The 15,149-nt window shown below is 47.1% G+C and carries 21 protein-coding genes; 11 read left to right on the forward strand and 10 right to left on the reverse strand.

Annotated elements, in window-relative coordinates:
- Positions 1-52: 52 nt before the first annotated feature.
- Positions 53-403, reverse strand: a complete 351-nt coding sequence (locus BN3277_RS05445; RefSeq protein ID WP_198342948.1) for a winged helix-turn-helix transcriptional regulator — start codon at positions 401-403, stop codon at positions 53-55.
- A 140-nt stretch (positions 404-543) separates the two neighbouring features.
- Here BN3277_RS05445 and BN3277_RS05450 point away from each other — a divergent pair, with 140 nt between their 5' ends.
- Both BN3277_RS05450 and BN3277_RS05455 read left to right on the forward strand, forming a co-directional pair.
- Positions 544-1,272 (forward strand): NAD(P)-dependent oxidoreductase, encoded by a 729-nt coding sequence (locus BN3277_RS05450; RefSeq protein WP_059041280.1) that lies wholly within the window; start codon positions 544-546, stop codon positions 1,270-1,272.
- On the forward strand, positions 1,265-1,711 hold the full coding sequence (locus BN3277_RS05455; protein WP_059041281.1) for a DUF2269 family protein: 447 nt from the start codon (positions 1,265-1,267) through the stop codon (positions 1,709-1,711). The genes BN3277_RS05450 and BN3277_RS05455 overlap by 8 nt, the downstream gene beginning before the upstream one ends.
- A gap of 23 nt (positions 1,712-1,734) precedes the next feature.
- Here the strand turns inward: BN3277_RS05455 and BN3277_RS05460 are convergent, their stop codons facing one another.
- Positions 1,735-2,577 carry an NAD-dependent epimerase/dehydratase family protein gene (locus BN3277_RS05460; RefSeq protein WP_059041282.1) on the reverse strand — a complete coding sequence of 281 codons (843 nt, stop codon included), beginning with the start codon at positions 2,575-2,577 and terminating at the stop codon, positions 1,735-1,737.
- A gap of 120 nt (positions 2,578-2,697) precedes the next feature.
- Between BN3277_RS05460 and BN3277_RS05465 the strand changes: the two genes are divergently transcribed.
- Complete coding sequence (locus BN3277_RS05465) at positions 2,698-3,528, forward strand: helix-turn-helix transcriptional regulator (protein ID WP_059041283.1); 831 nt, start codon at positions 2,698-2,700, stop codon at positions 3,526-3,528.
- Between the two features lie 12 nt (positions 3,529-3,540).
- On the opposite strand, the gene BN3277_RS05470 is transcribed toward BN3277_RS05465, so the two are convergent.
- Positions 3,541-4,452: a helix-turn-helix transcriptional regulator gene (locus BN3277_RS05470; RefSeq protein WP_059041284.1), complete on the reverse strand. Its 912-nt coding sequence runs from the start codon at positions 4,450-4,452 to the stop codon at positions 3,541-3,543.
- A 99-nt stretch (positions 4,453-4,551) separates the two neighbouring features.
- On the opposite strand from BN3277_RS05470, the gene BN3277_RS05475 reads away from it, so the two are divergent.
- The gene (locus BN3277_RS05475) at positions 4,552-5,016 is read left to right on the forward strand and encodes a VOC family protein (RefSeq protein ID WP_059041285.1); all 465 of its coding nucleotides are present in this window, start codon (positions 4,552-4,554) and stop codon (positions 5,014-5,016) included.
- Positions 5,017-5,078: 62 nt separating this feature from the next.
- Here the strand turns inward: BN3277_RS05475 and BN3277_RS05480 are convergent, their stop codons facing one another.
- Complete coding sequence (locus BN3277_RS05480; protein WP_059041286.1) at positions 5,079-6,251, reverse strand: MFS transporter; 1,173 nt, start codon at positions 6,249-6,251, stop codon at positions 5,079-5,081.
- Positions 6,252-6,470: 219 nt separating this feature from the next.
- Here BN3277_RS05480 and BN3277_RS05485 point away from each other — a divergent pair, with 219 nt between their 5' ends.
- Entirely contained in the window at positions 6,471-7,061 is a 591-nt protein-coding gene (locus BN3277_RS05485; protein ID WP_059041287.1) for a TetR/AcrR family transcriptional regulator, read from the forward strand.
- 38 nt (positions 7,062-7,099) lie between these two features.
- Here the strand turns inward: BN3277_RS05485 and BN3277_RS05490 are convergent, their stop codons facing one another.
- Positions 7,100-7,855: an SDR family oxidoreductase gene (locus BN3277_RS05490; RefSeq protein ID WP_059041288.1), complete on the reverse strand. Its 756-nt coding sequence runs from the start codon at positions 7,853-7,855 to the stop codon at positions 7,100-7,102.
- 150 nt (positions 7,856-8,005) lie between these two features.
- On the opposite strand from BN3277_RS05490, the gene BN3277_RS05495 reads away from it, so the two are divergent.
- Positions 8,006-8,527 (forward strand): TetR/AcrR family transcriptional regulator, encoded by a 522-nt coding sequence (locus tag BN3277_RS05495; protein WP_082691368.1) that lies wholly within the window; start codon positions 8,006-8,008, stop codon positions 8,525-8,527.
- 89 nt (positions 8,528-8,616) lie between these two features.
- Here BN3277_RS05495 and BN3277_RS05500 read toward each other — a convergent pair whose 3' ends face one another.
- From BN3277_RS05500 to BN3277_RS05515, 4 genes are all read right to left on the reverse strand, one after another.
- The gene (locus BN3277_RS05500; protein WP_059041289.1) at positions 8,617-9,093 is read right to left on the reverse strand and encodes a PAS domain-containing protein; all 477 of its coding nucleotides are present in this window, start codon (positions 9,091-9,093) and stop codon (positions 8,617-8,619) included.
- Positions 9,094-9,256: 163 nt separating this feature from the next.
- A complete protein-coding gene (locus BN3277_RS05505; RefSeq protein ID WP_059041290.1) occupies positions 9,257-9,649 on the reverse strand; it encodes a rhodanese-like domain-containing protein in 393 nt (130 codons plus the stop codon).
- 20 nt (positions 9,650-9,669) lie between these two features.
- Entirely contained in the window at positions 9,670-10,089 is a 420-nt protein-coding gene (locus tag BN3277_RS05510) for a MarR family winged helix-turn-helix transcriptional regulator (RefSeq protein ID WP_059041291.1), read from the reverse strand.
- 235 nt (positions 10,090-10,324) lie between these two features.
- The gene (locus BN3277_RS05515) at positions 10,325-10,795 is read right to left on the reverse strand and encodes a pyridoxamine 5'-phosphate oxidase family protein (protein ID WP_059041292.1); all 471 of its coding nucleotides are present in this window, start codon (positions 10,793-10,795) and stop codon (positions 10,325-10,327) included.
- A 425-nt stretch (positions 10,796-11,220) separates the two neighbouring features.
- Between BN3277_RS05515 and BN3277_RS05520 the strand changes: the two genes are divergently transcribed.
- Both BN3277_RS05520 and BN3277_RS24965 read left to right on the forward strand, forming a co-directional pair.
- A complete protein-coding gene (locus BN3277_RS05520; protein WP_059041293.1) occupies positions 11,221-11,670 on the forward strand; it encodes a YdeI/OmpD-associated family protein in 450 nt (149 codons plus the stop codon).
- A gap of 22 nt (positions 11,671-11,692) precedes the next feature.
- Positions 11,693-12,097, forward strand: coding sequence for an SDR family NAD(P)-dependent oxidoreductase (locus tag BN3277_RS24965; RefSeq protein WP_232436336.1), 405 nt, complete (start codon positions 11,693-11,695; stop codon positions 12,095-12,097).
- Positions 12,098-12,333: 236 nt separating this feature from the next.
- Here BN3277_RS24965 and BN3277_RS05530 read toward each other — a convergent pair whose 3' ends face one another.
- Positions 12,334-13,266, reverse strand: a complete 933-nt coding sequence (locus BN3277_RS05530; protein ID WP_187380037.1) for an AraC family transcriptional regulator — start codon at positions 13,264-13,266, stop codon at positions 12,334-12,336.
- Positions 13,267-13,443: 177 nt separating this feature from the next.
- On the opposite strand from BN3277_RS05530, the gene BN3277_RS05535 reads away from it, so the two are divergent.
- From BN3277_RS05535 to BN3277_RS05545, 3 genes are all read left to right on the forward strand, one after another.
- The gene (locus tag BN3277_RS05535; protein WP_059041295.1) at positions 13,444-14,181 is read left to right on the forward strand and encodes an SDR family oxidoreductase; all 738 of its coding nucleotides are present in this window, start codon (positions 13,444-13,446) and stop codon (positions 14,179-14,181) included.
- A 126-nt stretch (positions 14,182-14,307) separates the two neighbouring features.
- Entirely contained in the window at positions 14,308-14,745 is a 438-nt protein-coding gene (locus tag BN3277_RS05540) for a MerR family transcriptional regulator (protein WP_059041296.1), read from the forward strand.
- The gene (locus BN3277_RS05545) at positions 14,735-15,088 is read left to right on the forward strand and encodes a DUF4260 domain-containing protein (RefSeq protein ID WP_059041297.1); all 354 of its coding nucleotides are present in this window, start codon (positions 14,735-14,737) and stop codon (positions 15,086-15,088) included. Before BN3277_RS05540 ends, BN3277_RS05545 begins: the two co-directional genes overlap by 11 nt.
- The last annotated feature ends 61 nt before the right edge of the window (positions 15,089-15,149 follow it).

Here is a 15,149-nt window from a genome sequence, read left to right on the forward strand (position 1 = left end):
TAGACAGAAACTCGAGAAAGATTCCAAGCTGATGGGCTTGTCGTAGTCGTCTTTACCGATTCGGCATATCGCTGGCAAGTCGATTGTGGTTCCTGCCCCAATCGCACATAGACTGCAGAACCGGTACAAGCGTCCTTCCATATTCGCTGAGGGAGTACTCTACTTTTGGGGGAACACTGGGATAAATGGTGCGCGTAACAATACCCTGATTCTCCAGTTCCCTCAAGTGTTGGGCCAGCATTTTCTGTGTCACATTCGGAATCTTCTTCTCCAGTTCGCTGAAGCGCATCGTGGAATCCAGCAGATGCCACATGATGGTCGGCTTCCACTTCCCCCCGACAACATGAATGACTGTTTCTATGGGGCATTGTTCATCGGATGCAATCGGCTCTCTCGCTTCCACACGCTGCCTCCTCTCATCAACTTACATTAAAGTAAGTTCCCTACATAAAGGTGCGTTCTTTACAAGATTATATGACGGATGCTAAATTGGGGTCAATTAACAAGCGCCAATAAATCACGAGGAGGAGGATGGAGAGTACGATGAGAATCATTGTGTTTGGAGCAACGGGGAATACAGGGAAGAGGGTACTGGCGGCGGGGGTAAAAAAGGGACATGAAATGACTGCTTATGTTCGGAGTCCAGAGAAGCTACTCGAGCAGCAAGGCGAGAGAATTGCCGCGCAAGTGAAAATAACTGCGAAGGATATTCTCGATCCGCAAAGTGTCTACGAGGCGCTGACTCATCAGGATGCGGCCGTCATTGCGGCCGGGAGTGCGGGCCAAGGTGAGGAGTTCATCCGCATTGTTGACAACATCGTCACTCAGTGCGAGGGTCATCCCCATTTCTCCGGTCGTATATGGATCATGGGGGGAGCGGGATTGTTGGAGATTGCGAATACCGGATTAACTGGGAATGAGCTTCCAGGCTTACCCCCCGTGTTCCTTATTCATCAGCGAAATCTAGACCGGCTCCGCCAGACCCAGTTGGATTGGTCCATTATGTGCCCCGGCACCATGATAGAGACCCCAGGGGCAGATGCAGCCGATCGTTTGATCATAACGGTCGACCGCATTCCCCTTTCGTTTTCGGAATCTGTAAAGGATCTATCAGAGCAGGAACTGGCGGGTCAAATATTCAGTCGAATTCAGGAGCTTGATATCGCTTATAACGATGTGGTTGCCTGTATGCTGAACAATCTGGAGGCTGACAGCCCCTTCAAACAGAAACGAGTGGGGATCGCTTACCGGAGAGAAGGTATGGATGTATAACTACTGGTTGTTCTTACACATTATCTCCGCGATAACGGCTACGGTCCCCGTTGTTGGGTATCCGCTCATCATGAGTGGCGTCCGGACGACGGAGCAGGCGAAGTTCGGCTTGACGCTGATGGAGAAGCTGGCAGTCTTACCGAAAATCGGAGGCACGCTGATGTTCCTTACGGGGCTGGCGCTAGGGTACGAACAGCCGTATTTGTTCCAACAGTTATGGTATTGGGTCGCGATTGCCCTCTTTGTCGTGATTGTTGTCATCATGGCTGTCTTACTTCCAACTGGTATTAAGCAGCAACGGGCTAATCTGGAACCGATTCAGAGCGGCGCATTGCCTGATGCCTACCGGGGAAGCCGCCGGCGCTCCCTGCTCCTGGAGATTGTCGCTAATATTGTTGTGATGATGTTGATTGTACTGATGGTATTTAAGCCTGTCTAAGCATCACTCGAATAGAGGCCGCATCATAATGCTCCGGCATCTCTTGCCGAATAGAACGACGGGTAAATCGGTCGATACTGTAATTCCTCTCTGATCCGCGTCGTATCCACGATCATGTCCCATGGATCATAATCCTGTTGCAGCGCTTCCGGCGACACTTCGCTATGATGAAGTTGAAACAGCTCCAAAACGGAAATCGGCGCATCGTCGGCTACGTTGTAGATTCGGCCATCAATCCCCGGCGTGAATGCGGCGAGCATCAAGGCTTGGCTTACATCCGCATGGTGAGCCATATGAATTCGCTTGGCTGGATTCCAGTTCCGGAAGATCGGCAACACCTCGGTGATGTGAGGATCGCGCTCGCCATAAACAAATGGAAACCGTACGATGCGTACGCCCAATCCCTGTTCATGATGAAGCCGCAGCAGCGCCTTCTCGGCTTCCACTTTGCTTTGAGGGTAAGCATGGGTAGGCCGGAGCTCGTCATCTTCACGACTTGGTCTCGTACGGACCACCGAACCGTAAACATTATTGGTACTGGAGAAAACAAACCTTGGCACATTTGTTTCTAAAGCAGCACGAGCTAGGGTTAGGGTTCCATCGAAGTTTGCCGTTCTAGTGGTGTTCTCGTCTACTCCACGAAACTGGGCTGCCAAGTGAAAGACAACATCCGTACCCTTGAGTGCCTCAATATAAAGGTCCGGCTGCAAAAGGTCGCCTTCAATGACTTCAGCCCCTTGCTGGTGAAGCCCATCGGCCTTGGCAGCATCCCTAACCAACAGTTTAACGTGATGACCGCGCTGCAACAGACGCGGAACAAATCGGCTTCCTACTTTACCAGTGGCTCCCGTTACAAAAACGTTCATTTTCCTTCCTCCTGCGTTTTATTAGATGCTACACGAGCAGTATAATAAAATAAGCAAGCCGCTTCCTTCCTGCGTTTATCGTACGATTGGAAGTGTCAGGATAGGAGGGAGGAGTTGGATATGGAAGAGGTCAACTCTAGGAAGGCGTTAGGCGAATTTCTGCGTTCACGTCGAGAACGTCTGACTCCGGAAGAGGTAGGGTTAGTATCCTATGGACGGCGACGAACTGCGGGTCTTCGAAGGGATGAAGTCGCACAACTAGCCCACATCGGAACATCATGGTATACCTCTCTGGAACAAGGCCGAAGCGTTAATCCCTCGGAGGATGTACTTAATAATATTGCTAAAGCGCTGCGATTAACCGAGGATGAACGTCGTCATCTCCATCTTCTCGCAAGACCGAGTCCCCAGGAGAAGGAAGAGAGTCAGCAATTAACGGCCGGTTTGGAACAGATGATACGGGCTTTGGATCCGCATCCGGCATTCATTATCGGTCGATATTGGGATTTATTGCTATGGAACCGTGCGGCCGAGCTCGTTTTCCGATTGCCGGTGTTTTCAAATAACCTAGGGGAGAGACCTCATTGGATGAGACATCTTTTGTCGGACCCCGAGCTAGGATCGAAAATCAAGGATTGGGAAGTCAAGGCACGCGTCTTGATTGCCCACTTTCGTGCGGATTATGCGCAATTCCCGAATGATGCCAGGTTTAAGGAGCTGATCGATGAATTTATGCAGACCAGCCGGTTGTTTCGCGAGCTCTGGCCGCTGCATGACGTTCAGGTCGCAACGGATCGCCATAAACGGAGCTACGATCCTCGGATCGGAGAGATGGAATTCGAACATGTAACCTTGCAGCCGCCGACCCATCCGGACCTGAAGATCATGATTTATACCGCTTCAACGGATACGGCTGTACGTTTGCGGAGTCTATTGGAGAGCAGATTGTAAGACGAGACCGCCTCAGGAATAGTTCTCCATCATCTGAGATAGGTAATTTCGAAAGTCTTCTACGTAGGTTGTGGGCTCTAGAACTTTAAGTTGAGTGCCGAAGCTTGCTAAAAATTGAAAGCCCGTAGGGTTTTGGGGGACATAAAGGGTGCCTAAGAAATGTCCAGAACCAGGCTCTTCAATACTCTTTCGACCATACCTTTCGATGATTTGATCTTTTATGCTGGGCGATATCCATGCCTTAATCATGACGAGCTGCGGGATATAATTGGCTTCGTGTCCTTGCTCTGACCAATCGTCTCTGGGTTGAAACCCACGTTCATCCACAGTGATATGATCGATCCGTGATAATTTGAATGTTCGATATCCCTGTCGATGTAAACAAAACCCCCTCAAGTACCAACTCGATTCACTAAAATGCAGCGCATAAGGCTCGACCATTCGATTCGTTACAACCCCGTCTTTATCTGTATAATCAAACGAAACCAGCCTTTTCTTCAAAATAGAGTCTTGGCATATTTTTAAGGTTTCAAGCATCTCGGACCGACCTTCCCAATCATAAAACGACAGTTGAATGGAACGACGTAGAGACAATGGACTGACCATTGCCTCTATTTTTTTTATCGTTCTTTCCACTTCCCCGGTCAAGAGAATTTGTTCCAATCCACCGAGCGCCGTTAATATATTCTCTAAATCTGAGCTGCTTAAAAGGCGTTTATCCACCTTGTACTCATCCATGATGCCATAGCCGCCATTCACCCCTTGGATCGAGTAGATCGGGATGTTTGCTAAGCTCAATGTTTCCATATCGCGAAGAATGGTTCTTTTGGAGACATTGAACAGCTCTGAAAATTCCGTTGCCGAAACAACTTCTTTTTTTAGCAAAATCATGATTATCGAAATGAGTCTTTCCACTTTATCCATCGCGGGCCCTCTTTTTGTACTTCATTTCTGAAAGGTGACAATAAGATGTCACCTTTTGTCTATTATACTACAGGTATCACAAAAAGGAGGTAATACTGGATGTCTGCTATTGCATATTTGAACTTTGATGGGGTCGCCGAACAAGCGATTGAATTTTATTCGGAGGCTCTTCAGGCTACCGAAGTGAAAAAAGTTAAATTTAAGAACTTCCCGCAAGATCCAAACTACCCGCTTCCCGAAAATGAATTAAATATGATTATGGAGTCTTCAATCGAATTCGCAGGTGGGAAAATCATGATGTCGGACTTGTTGCCTTCTATGAAGAGCACAACAGGTGAGTTGGTGAAAGGAAACAACGTATGGATTAGTTTGGTCTATGAGGATAAACAAAAACTGGAGACTTACTTTAATCATCTCTCGGTTGGCGGCTATGTGATCATGCCGTTATCCAGTACTCCTTGGTCATCCTGCTTCGGGATGCTGGTGGATAAATTTGGGGTTTGCTGGAAGTTTAATCGTGATGCGGATCAGTTTTTGGACAATGTCATCTCCAACAAACGGTAGTTGGCTCACATCACCCGTGGACACTAAGAACTCTCCCTCTTTGGAGAGTTCTTTCTGCATTCTTAATTCGCTGACTGCGCTGCCGATGACCGTGAGGACATGGCGGACAAGACAAATACGGCTATGATGGCAATGAGTACGCCGAGTATCCCAAACCAAGTAAGGGATGCGAGAGAAGTCTGCTCAACGATCAGCCCGCCGATTCCTGCACCGGCCGCCATGGCAAGCTGCATCATGGAGCTGTTCAAGCTCAGCATAATGCTTGAGGATTCTGGAACGAGTGTGACCAGATTGAATTGCTGTGCCGGAGCGGACGACCAAGCGGCAACCGACCAGAGGATTAAAATAGCGAATATGGCCATGACCGATTGGCTGACGAAGGATAGCAAAATCAAAGAAATGACGTGAAGCACCATTCCTGAAACGAGTGTGAATCGAATGCCGCGTTGATCCGCGCTGTAGCCGCCGACTTTCGACCCGATCAAGCTGGCAATACCGAACGCGAGCAAGGCTGCACTGATCAAGGATTCATTTAAATGAGACACCTCTAGCAGGAATGGGGAGATATAGGTATAAGCGAGAGAATATCCACCTAACCAGAAGAAAGTAATCGCCAAGGCGATTAAAACCGGAGGTTTTTTTAACAAGGCAAATTGTTTGATCAAACGAACCGGCTTGTCCCCCTGAATACGTGGGAAAACAGCAGAAATAACAAACATCCCAATGACCCCGACGATGGCGATGGCCAGAAATACAGCTTTCCAGCCAAAAGCCGAGGCGACCATTCTGCCGAGCGGGACTCCGATAATAAGCGATGCCGTTAATCCCATGGTGACGTTGGCGATCGCACTGGCTTGCTTGCCTGGTGGAGCGATTTTAGCGGCGAGACTTAGCGCGTTAACCGTCACCACTCCGGCGCCTAACGCAGTAATGATTCTCGCCGTAAGGAAGAAGCCAAAGCCGGACCCTAGAAATGTCAGCAGATTTGCAAGAATGAAGAAGCCTAGCGAATAAAGGAGGAGTTGACGCCGGTCCATTTTAGCCGTCAGTGCCATGAATATAGGTGTGCCAATCGCATAGGCCAGGGAATAGACCGTAATGAGCTGGCCTGCTGCCGCGACGCTGGTTCCTAATGCCTCTGCGATCCGGTCCAAAATCCCCGAGATAACATAATTGGAAGTCCCCACTAAAAAGGTGATCAAGACCAGAACATAAACTTTCCATGTGCTCTTCATAACTCACACTCCTGATGTTGTAAAAAATGATATTTTTGTCGATAACGAGAAACCATCACCGTTCACTCCTCCATTTGTTAAACCGACACTGTCGTCTGAACAACGCGTGTTGTATTTGTATGCTATACTATCCACGGAACGGTTCGCAATCATCAATCACGATGATCCGTTGTATAGGCAACACCGCTTCTAAACTGTCGTTTTACTGGGGGCTTAACCATGACAATGAGTAAGAATCAAGCCGATCCTCGTGTGATACGTACGCGGCGGCTTCTTCAGGACGCTTTTGATTCCTTAATTCAGGAAAAAGACTTTGATACGATAACCGTTAGGGATATTGCCGAGCGGGCTACTGTGAACAGAGCGACTTTTTATGCGCATTTTGTAGATAAATACGATATTCTTGAGGCCCGACTCATGGAATCCTTTATGAAGATCATCGATCGTAGAATCAGGGGTCATGAAAGGTTGAGTGAGGAAACCATTCGGAGTCTTTTTCTGGGGTTATGCGAATTTCATGAGGAACTAGGTACAATATGCAAAAGAAGAAATCCCTCGCTTGTGCCTGCATTCGAGACTCAAATCAAGAAAAAAATTCAAACGATCCTGCTTTCCTTGCTAGACGAAGACAAGATACTATCGAAACCCAACGTGCCATTCTTGATGAATACCGCTTCTATTCTGTTAAGTTGGGGGATGTATGGTGCGGCTAATGATTGGAATAAGGAGGGGCGCCTAATCCGTGCGGAATCGTTCGTTGAACAGGCGCTGCCCTTAATGATGAACGGAGCCAAAGAACTGCTGGGATAGGCGTTTATGATGAAAAGTATCGTGCACGTTCTTAGTTCTTAGCGCCGCGCCATTGCATTTGAAAGGGTATCCGGAAAATATTTTCCTGCAAAGCGCAAAAATTTGGAGAAACCCGGAACCACCCTTTTTTTATTCTTCTCCATCCCTTGAACCCCTTGCTTTACAAGTGTATCTAGACTCATATTGGGGACGCCGGCGTTGCTTTGCGTGTCAGGTTGAAGATTGGTTTCTGCAACGAGAGGTGGGACAAGCTCCATCACATGAACAGTACGCCCCGATTTCTTGAGTTGGATTCGCAGCGCATCGGTAAACATATGCACTCCCGCTTTGGTAGCTGAATAGATGGGATGAATGGGGGAAGTGACGTAGGAAAGACCTGAGCTTACGGTGACGATCATGGCTTCGTTTTGTTGGGCCAATTGCGGGAGCAGCGCTTGCGTCATCCAGATCGTCCCGTTTAAATTCGTTTCAACCTCTGCGACAGTTTGCTCCAATTCGGGGTTATTGTCCAGGACTTCGAATGCGCGCATTAAACCTGCCGAGTTGAATAGAATAGAGACTTCCGGATGGCGTCCACGAAGAAATGCGGCTAATTCACGGACGGAGTTTGGATTCGAGACATCGCCTTGCAGCCCGATAAGCCCTTTATGGTTACTCGTCACTTGATCAAGTGTTGCCTGGCTCCGGCCAATGACGATAACTTTATTCCCCCGATTCAAAAAGTTCAAGGCGAAAGCAAGACCGATACCCGATGTGCCGCCTGTAACAACAATTGTACGATTCGAAAGCTTCATTATTAACGCTCCTTTTGAGTTACGTTTTTTGAAATTTGTAACTAGCGAATGACCTAAATATACATTGGTGAGTTACAAAAGTCAACATTTGTAACCAAGGGTTTCATTTTGTATAATAAAGCTATGAAAACTTTAAGCAGAGAACTTATTTTGGAAACCGCACATCGAATGGTTGTTGAACACGGGATGGAGAAAGTGAATCTGTCCAAAGTCGGCTCTGAGCTCGGGACGACGCATGCTGCGATCTACAAGTATTTTTCCGGTAAGGAAGAACTGTGGACTGAGCTTGCGCTGTCCTGGTTGGACCATGAACTGGCACGGCTATTTCCATTTGACACGGGCATGTACTCGTCCAAGAAGGAGATCGTTCATGAATGGCTATGGGTATTAAGTCAATCAAAATATGAAGCCTATGTTCGCGAGCCTGAAATGTTTAAGTTATATACAACCTACATCGATCAAAATCCGGCAACTCTCGTTCGGCACATCGGTGATTTGTTGCGCAGCCTTAAGGCGGCGAGCGGCATTGAAGACATGGGACGGCTGCAGGCTATTCTGCTGGCCTTTTCTTATTTTTCCTCGCCAGCTCATGCAGACAATTGGTCGCGTATGGATTTCAAGGCGGAATTCGAGGGTGTCTGGAAGCTAATCGAGGCGGGAATCGAGGGATGAAGTGACCAAAACCGATCGGATCCAATCGACGATTCGGTCGCGGATCCGAACGGCAATGGTCACGAGAGTTATGATGTTGACGGCTATTTTCATTTAGGATGAACAGCTATAAACTCGTCAATCGTTTCAGGCGTATGTTTACCTTCTTTTCCTCGGAAAAGGTCAATATTCACGGTAACATCCATACAGCCGAGATAGGTTCCGTTTTTATCCCGAACAGCCATGAATTTTTGATAAATTTGGCCGGATTCCCCAGATCGTTTGGGGAACCAAAATTCCCATTCATCGCGTGCTCCTGAACGAAAGTCATTCAACAATTTTTCAACGTGATGGGCCACTTTGGGGTGAAGCTCAAGCACATGGCGACCAATGGCTTCTTTACGACGGCCATGGATACGGTTTGGATTATTGGAATACCAGCGAAAAATATCGTTAGCATCGCAAAACCCCATTTCAAACGGTAATAGATTAATTATTGAATCCAAAGTGCTTGCTTGAATCGCACCCGTTTCAAAATTTATGACAGCATCAGGACTAATTAGTTCTGATAGTTTTTCTGTAGACATGCAAAAGCCTCCTTTATGGAATCTCCCTTAAGGGGATGCATCTAATAGTTAATAATGATAGCATTAATCATCATCCGAATTGTGATTCGATTCACAATAATTGCGAAAAGAAACGCCGGGAAAGGGCCCGGCGTCTTCCAAATAGGAGTGCGTGTGCATTGAATTAACATCCACAATGATCAGATATTTGATCCACCTTTGTTGTGTCTGAGACAGGGAAGTTCATTTCTTGCCATGCCGCAATTCCTCCGGTCAACTCCTTAACTGTATAACCTTGTTCCAACAAAGACTTTGCTACTTTGGCCGCAGTATTGCACCAGACATCCCAGCAGTAAACGATAATTTCCTTATCCTTGGGTATTTCATTTACTCGGTTTGCCAATTCTTGTTCAGGTATAACATGAGCATCCTGAATGGTTGTACTTCTCACATGAGTTGGACCATTTCTAACATCGATCAAGAAGTATTTCTCCGGATCCGCTTGCTTGGATCTCATATAATCCATAGGGCTTATAGTTGCTTCAAGCCGTGCATTAAAATAATCAAGTGCATTCATCTTCTCGACACTCCGTTTCTTTATAGTGATTTCCAAACTTTAACAAGCAAATCTTTAAGGATTTGCTTCTCTTGCAGAGTTAAAGGGGCTAGAACGCCTAATTCAATATGGCTTAAAAACTCCCAACGTGAATCCAATACTTCATTTCCCTTGTCAGTAATCAAAAGACTATAGGATCTTCGATCCGTAGGGTTTTTTGCTCGCTCTACAAATCCTAAAGATTCCAAATGGTCAATGTGGCTTACCATCGTAGTCCTGTCGATTTGTAGGTTGTCTGAGATGTCCTTTTGCGACGAATGAGGGTTTTCCTGGATAAATAAAAGCACCCCATATTGTCTTGCATTAATATGAAAGGGGAGCAGTCCTTCCGCAAACTTGTTTTCCATTTGTTGCAGAACTTTTCCAAGCAGAAAACCATAAGATTGATTCCATTTGTTCAACCTAATAATCACCACCATAAATAATCTGTTTATTATATAATCAGCATAACTGATTAATTTGCGAATAGCAAGTGTTTATGGAAAAGACGTTTTGTGATAAACCGGGGCCGCTTAATTCGAGCGCACTTGGAAGTATATCAGGCCAGCACGGGAACCCTATCATAAAAAACGGCAAAAAAAAGGGAGTGTCCACACACTCCCTTCGAGCTAATAGGGTCTGTTATCAAATGTCTACTTAATTTACCGTCTTATTGACAAAATCAATCTCCGTTCGGATCCCTTTATGGGCGTCATTCCACAGGCCCTTTGTCAGGCGGATACGCAGCAGGCAGGTGTTAGGGTCATCGTCGTTATTGGCTTCGTTGTACCACGTAGCGAATATTGTGCGCAGCTTTGTCATCATCTCCGCATTTTTCTCGTCACATACCCAGCCCAGGTTTTCACCAATCCCATCAGCCGTAAAGTTCTCGACGATAATACAAATGGCAACTTCGGGGTTTTGGGCGATCTGCTGCATCTTGTTTGAGGTCGCGTAGGTAACGGTGAAGAACGCACCGTCCTCATAATAGGCGTCTACAATGCGAGCGGCGGGACGGCTGTTGCCATTAGCCCCGGGTTCCAGTGCGATGGTAGACAGAGAGATCAGGCAGTCCTTGTTACCCACTTGTTCTTCCAGCAACTTCATGGCTTCATCGTACTTGCTCATTCTATTACCTCCTAAAGTAGGGTAAGATATACAATATTAACTTAGCATTGTAAAATTCTAGTGCATGTGAAAAATAACACGAAAACATCCTAAGTCGCCATTTTTGCTGGTCATCCGCAACAACGCAAAGAAGACGCCGGGCACCTCCCCCGGTGTCTTCTCTTTTTCATCCAAGTCCTAAAGAGCAACTCCACGTTGGCTTTACCGATCCCTGCTGATGCTCAGGTGACCAAGACAACCCTTTGATTATTCATGTAACAGTTCATCCCCTCTGAACCTTCGTCTTTTAAGTGACGTAACGTCACGTTACTTAATCGCAGTTATAATTGGCGATGGGAAGAGAAGCAAGGGTTATTTGCTATATGAATTCGTTGCCTATACGGCCAGCTATTTGAATAGCAAGTGATTAAACGGAGGGTAACCTTATGAAATTTAAAGCGACGCTTCAACTCAGCCGGAAAACTGCGACCGGCATTGAAGTCCCGGAAGGAATTGTGGAGGCGCTCGGAGGAGGCAAGAAGCCGGCTGTTAAAGTGACGCTTGGTGCTTATACCTACCGCAGCACGATTGGGACGATGGGTGGAAAATTCATGCTGCCGGTTAGTAAGGAGCATCGCGAAGCGGCGGGCCTTCAGGCGGGTGATGAAATCGAGGTTGAGCTTGAACTTGACACCACGCCACGTGAGTTAAGCGTGCCAAATGATTTCGAGGAGGCCCTAAATTCATATGAAGAGGCCAAGACATTTTTCGAAGGCTTATCCTATAGCAACAAGCGCCGGTTCGTATTGAATATTGAGGGGGCCAAAAGCCCCGAAACCAGACAGCGGCGTATTGCAAAATCCATCGAATTGCTGCGCGAAGGCAAGCTACAATGAAAGAGGATAGGGTGTGATTTGAATGCAACCGAGTCGTATACCGGACCTTTCAAGAAGGCCTTTTAGCCTAAGAATAGAGCGGATGGCCTTTCTCGATGTACTTGTCAATAATGCGGGCATCTCGCATGCCGGAAAGCCGGGCAAGTCGCTAGAGGAGGTAGTAAAGGATAGCCTTCCAAGTATTGTGAAGCTCGATGAAGTGCGAGCTGTGTTCGAGACGAACGTATTTGGCGTAATCGCCGTTACCCAAGCGATGTTGCCGCTCCTACGTGAAGCACCGGCAGGAAGGATCGTCAACATATCGAGCGAATCCGGATCCCTTACGACCAACTCGGATCCGAATTTTCCGCATCGCTCGGTTTTCACCGCAACTTACAGCCCTTCCAAAGCGGCTCATAATGCTGTAACCCTTGCCTTTGCCCATTGAACTGGAGTCGACAGGCATCAAGGTAAATGCGGCATGTCCGGGCTTTACAGGGACGGATTTTAATAACTTCGCGGGGACTCGAACTGTCGAACAGGCCGCACATGAACCGGTGCGCCTCGCGCTCCTTGACGAGAATGGCCCAACGGGCACATTTTCAAACGTGTATGGTCCGCTTCCCTGGTGATAAACGACCCTCCCAAATGAGTGAGTCAAAAAAGCAACAAGCATTAGAGACGTTAATCGTTCTCTAATGCTTGTTTGCTTTTGGATGAGCTGAGAAGCTGTTGAATATCTAACATGGGAGGTCTCCCATATTTACGGGCGTATTCTCGGCTAAACTGGGAGGGGCTTTCATAACCTACCCGGAACGCGGCGTCGGAGGCTTGCAACGATTCCGTTAACATTAATCGCCGAGCTTCCTGCAGACGAATCACTTTCTGATATTGCAACGGACTCATTGTCGTGACACGCTTGAAATGTTTATGAAATGCCGATGTGCTCATATTCACGGACTTGGCCAGCTGCTCTATGACAAGGGGTTGATGATATTGCTCGGTGATCCGTCGGATGGCTTGAGCTATTCTGTGCGCATGGCTGCCGATGATCGCGAATTGGTGAAAATGTTTACCGTGTTCGCCTTCGAGAACGCGATATAGAATTTCCCGGAGAACGAGAGGGGCCAAAACAGGAATGTCCCGTGGTTTGTCCAGCAACTGCAGGAGCCGCACGATCGCTTGGAGTAAGTCTTGAGACGTCTGGGATATCGTTATCCCTGGTAACGTTTCATCGGGAATCAACAGGGAGTCCCCCATTCCTTTTACCATATCCAGGATAACATCGGTATCAAAGCTTAGCTTTACGCCTAAAAATGGAGTTTCAAGCGACGCCTCGGTGATTCTGCCTTTAATGGGCAGTTCGACAGAAGTGACCAGGTAAGTGGATGGATCGTAACGGTAGGTTTCATTGGATAGCGTTGCTGTTTTGGCTCCTTGGGCAATGACACAAATGGATGGCTTATATACCGACTCTAAGGGTTCTGCCAGCTCCGTAGCATGCATGAGCTGTAAAGAAGGTACCCGCGTAGAATGCGTACCGCCCGAGGGGGCATGGCGACGTATCAAACTAACCATTTGCTGCAAAGGTTGCTGAATATGCAGTGATTCCTCCAAATCAGAAGGCTCCTTTCCCGTAAGGTGCGGTTTGCTGTATATATTAACGATCGGAAGAGAAATAGGCAAGAAGTGAATAGGTATGATGTAACGGGATGATGCAGATATGGATTACAATGCAGGTATAAGGTTGCTAGATCATCCTACGGCCTAAGCGAGGATAAGGGAGAGATATAGATGAGTTTGAGTGGAAAAGTGGCTATCGTCACAGGTGCGTCCCGGGGCATCGGGAGGCAAGTGGCGATTCAATTGGCACGGTCAGGTATAAAAGTGGTCGTTAATTATTCCTCCAACCAAGAGAAAGCCGACGAGGTCGTCCAAATCATTGAGACGCTTGGCGGCGAAGCGATAGCCGTTCGAGGCGACGTAAGTAAAGTGAGCGAAGTCGAAGCCTTATTTTCGGCGGCTCTTGAGCAATTCGGAGGTATAGATATATTGGTGAACAATGCCGGCGCTATGTTCAATGCGGCTATCCCGGACGTAACCGAGGAGATGTTTGATCGGCAATTTAATATTAACGTAAAAGGAACCTACTTCGCTTGCCAACAAGCGATGAAGCACATGAGAAAAGGCGGATCGATTATCAACCTCTCGACCTCGGTGTCGGGCGCCATGCTGCCGACTTATAGCGTCTATGCCGCAACCAAAGGTGCCGTGGAGCAGTTAACCCGCCAATTAGCCAAAGAATTCGGGACGAAGGATATCATCATGAATTGCATCGCGCCTGGGCAAGTATCAACCGAGTTATTCCTGGAAGGGAAGTCGGAGGAGTTGATTGACTCCTATCGTCGAATGAATGCCTTTGGGCGGCTTGGAGAACCGGAGGACATTGCCAATGCGATCGAGTTGCTCATCAGTGACAAGGCCCGTTGGATCACAGGGCAGACGATCCGCGTAAACGGCGGGTTCAATTGAATCGTCAAGTTAGAGGGGGAGAAGGGTCATCTTTCTCCTCTTTTTTTAATTTCGGAATCATCAGGATGCAGCCATTGACCCTGGACCTTACTCCAATGTTATGATCGAACTGGAAAGGGGGCTAATATGAAAATCAAGGATTTTGCGAGCAAATATCAAGTTCAAACGGATACCCTTCGTTATTATGAGAAAGAGAACTTATTAAACCCCATTCGCCGGGAAAACGGGTATCGGGAATATGATGATGCCTGTGAAAAACAGATCCAGCTGATCATCGTATTAAAGCAATTAGGCTTTACCATAAAAGAAATTCAGCAGTTATTTCAATTACGAGTCATTCCATCCCTATCAACTGAGTGTAAGGATACAACCGTATCGTTATTGAATCAGAAAATCAGGAGACTCGAGGAGAAAATCCAGTTTTACCAACGCGCATTAAAAGTAGTGCAAACCATGAAGGTACTTGCCAGCGAAGTGGAGTATCTAGAAAACATAGACGATATTCAAGAGCGATTGCTTAGTTTATTTCAACAGGATTTGGAGGAGAGAGAGGATGACGAATAAACAAATTATCCATGTTGAATATGCCCTTGCCTTTGTGCTTGCCTTATTGACTTACCTGCATCTCCACTTTCCGATATGGTGGTTTGTGGCTCTTTTGTTCGTGCCGGATCTTACTATGTTGGGTTTCACCATAAATAAGAAAATAGGCGCGATGGTTTACAATCTCGGTCATACCCTGATTTTTCCGCTGCTCCTCGCTTTAGGTTATTTATATTGGTCAAACGACGATTTGCTCTTAGGGTCGATGATCTGGATCGCTCATATCTGTATGGATCGAGCCATTGGTGCGGGGCTGAAATATCCGGATTCTTCATTTAGGAACACCCATCTCCAGAAGCTTTAACGAATACCTGGGGAACATATCCGCTTCACCTCAAATATGATGAGTCTAGAAATCGAATGAG

The organism is Paenibacillus rubinfantis (genome assembly GCF_001486505.1).
GTDB classification, from domain to species: domain Bacteria; phylum Bacillota; class Bacilli; order Paenibacillales; family Paenibacillaceae; genus Fontibacillus; species Fontibacillus rubinfantis.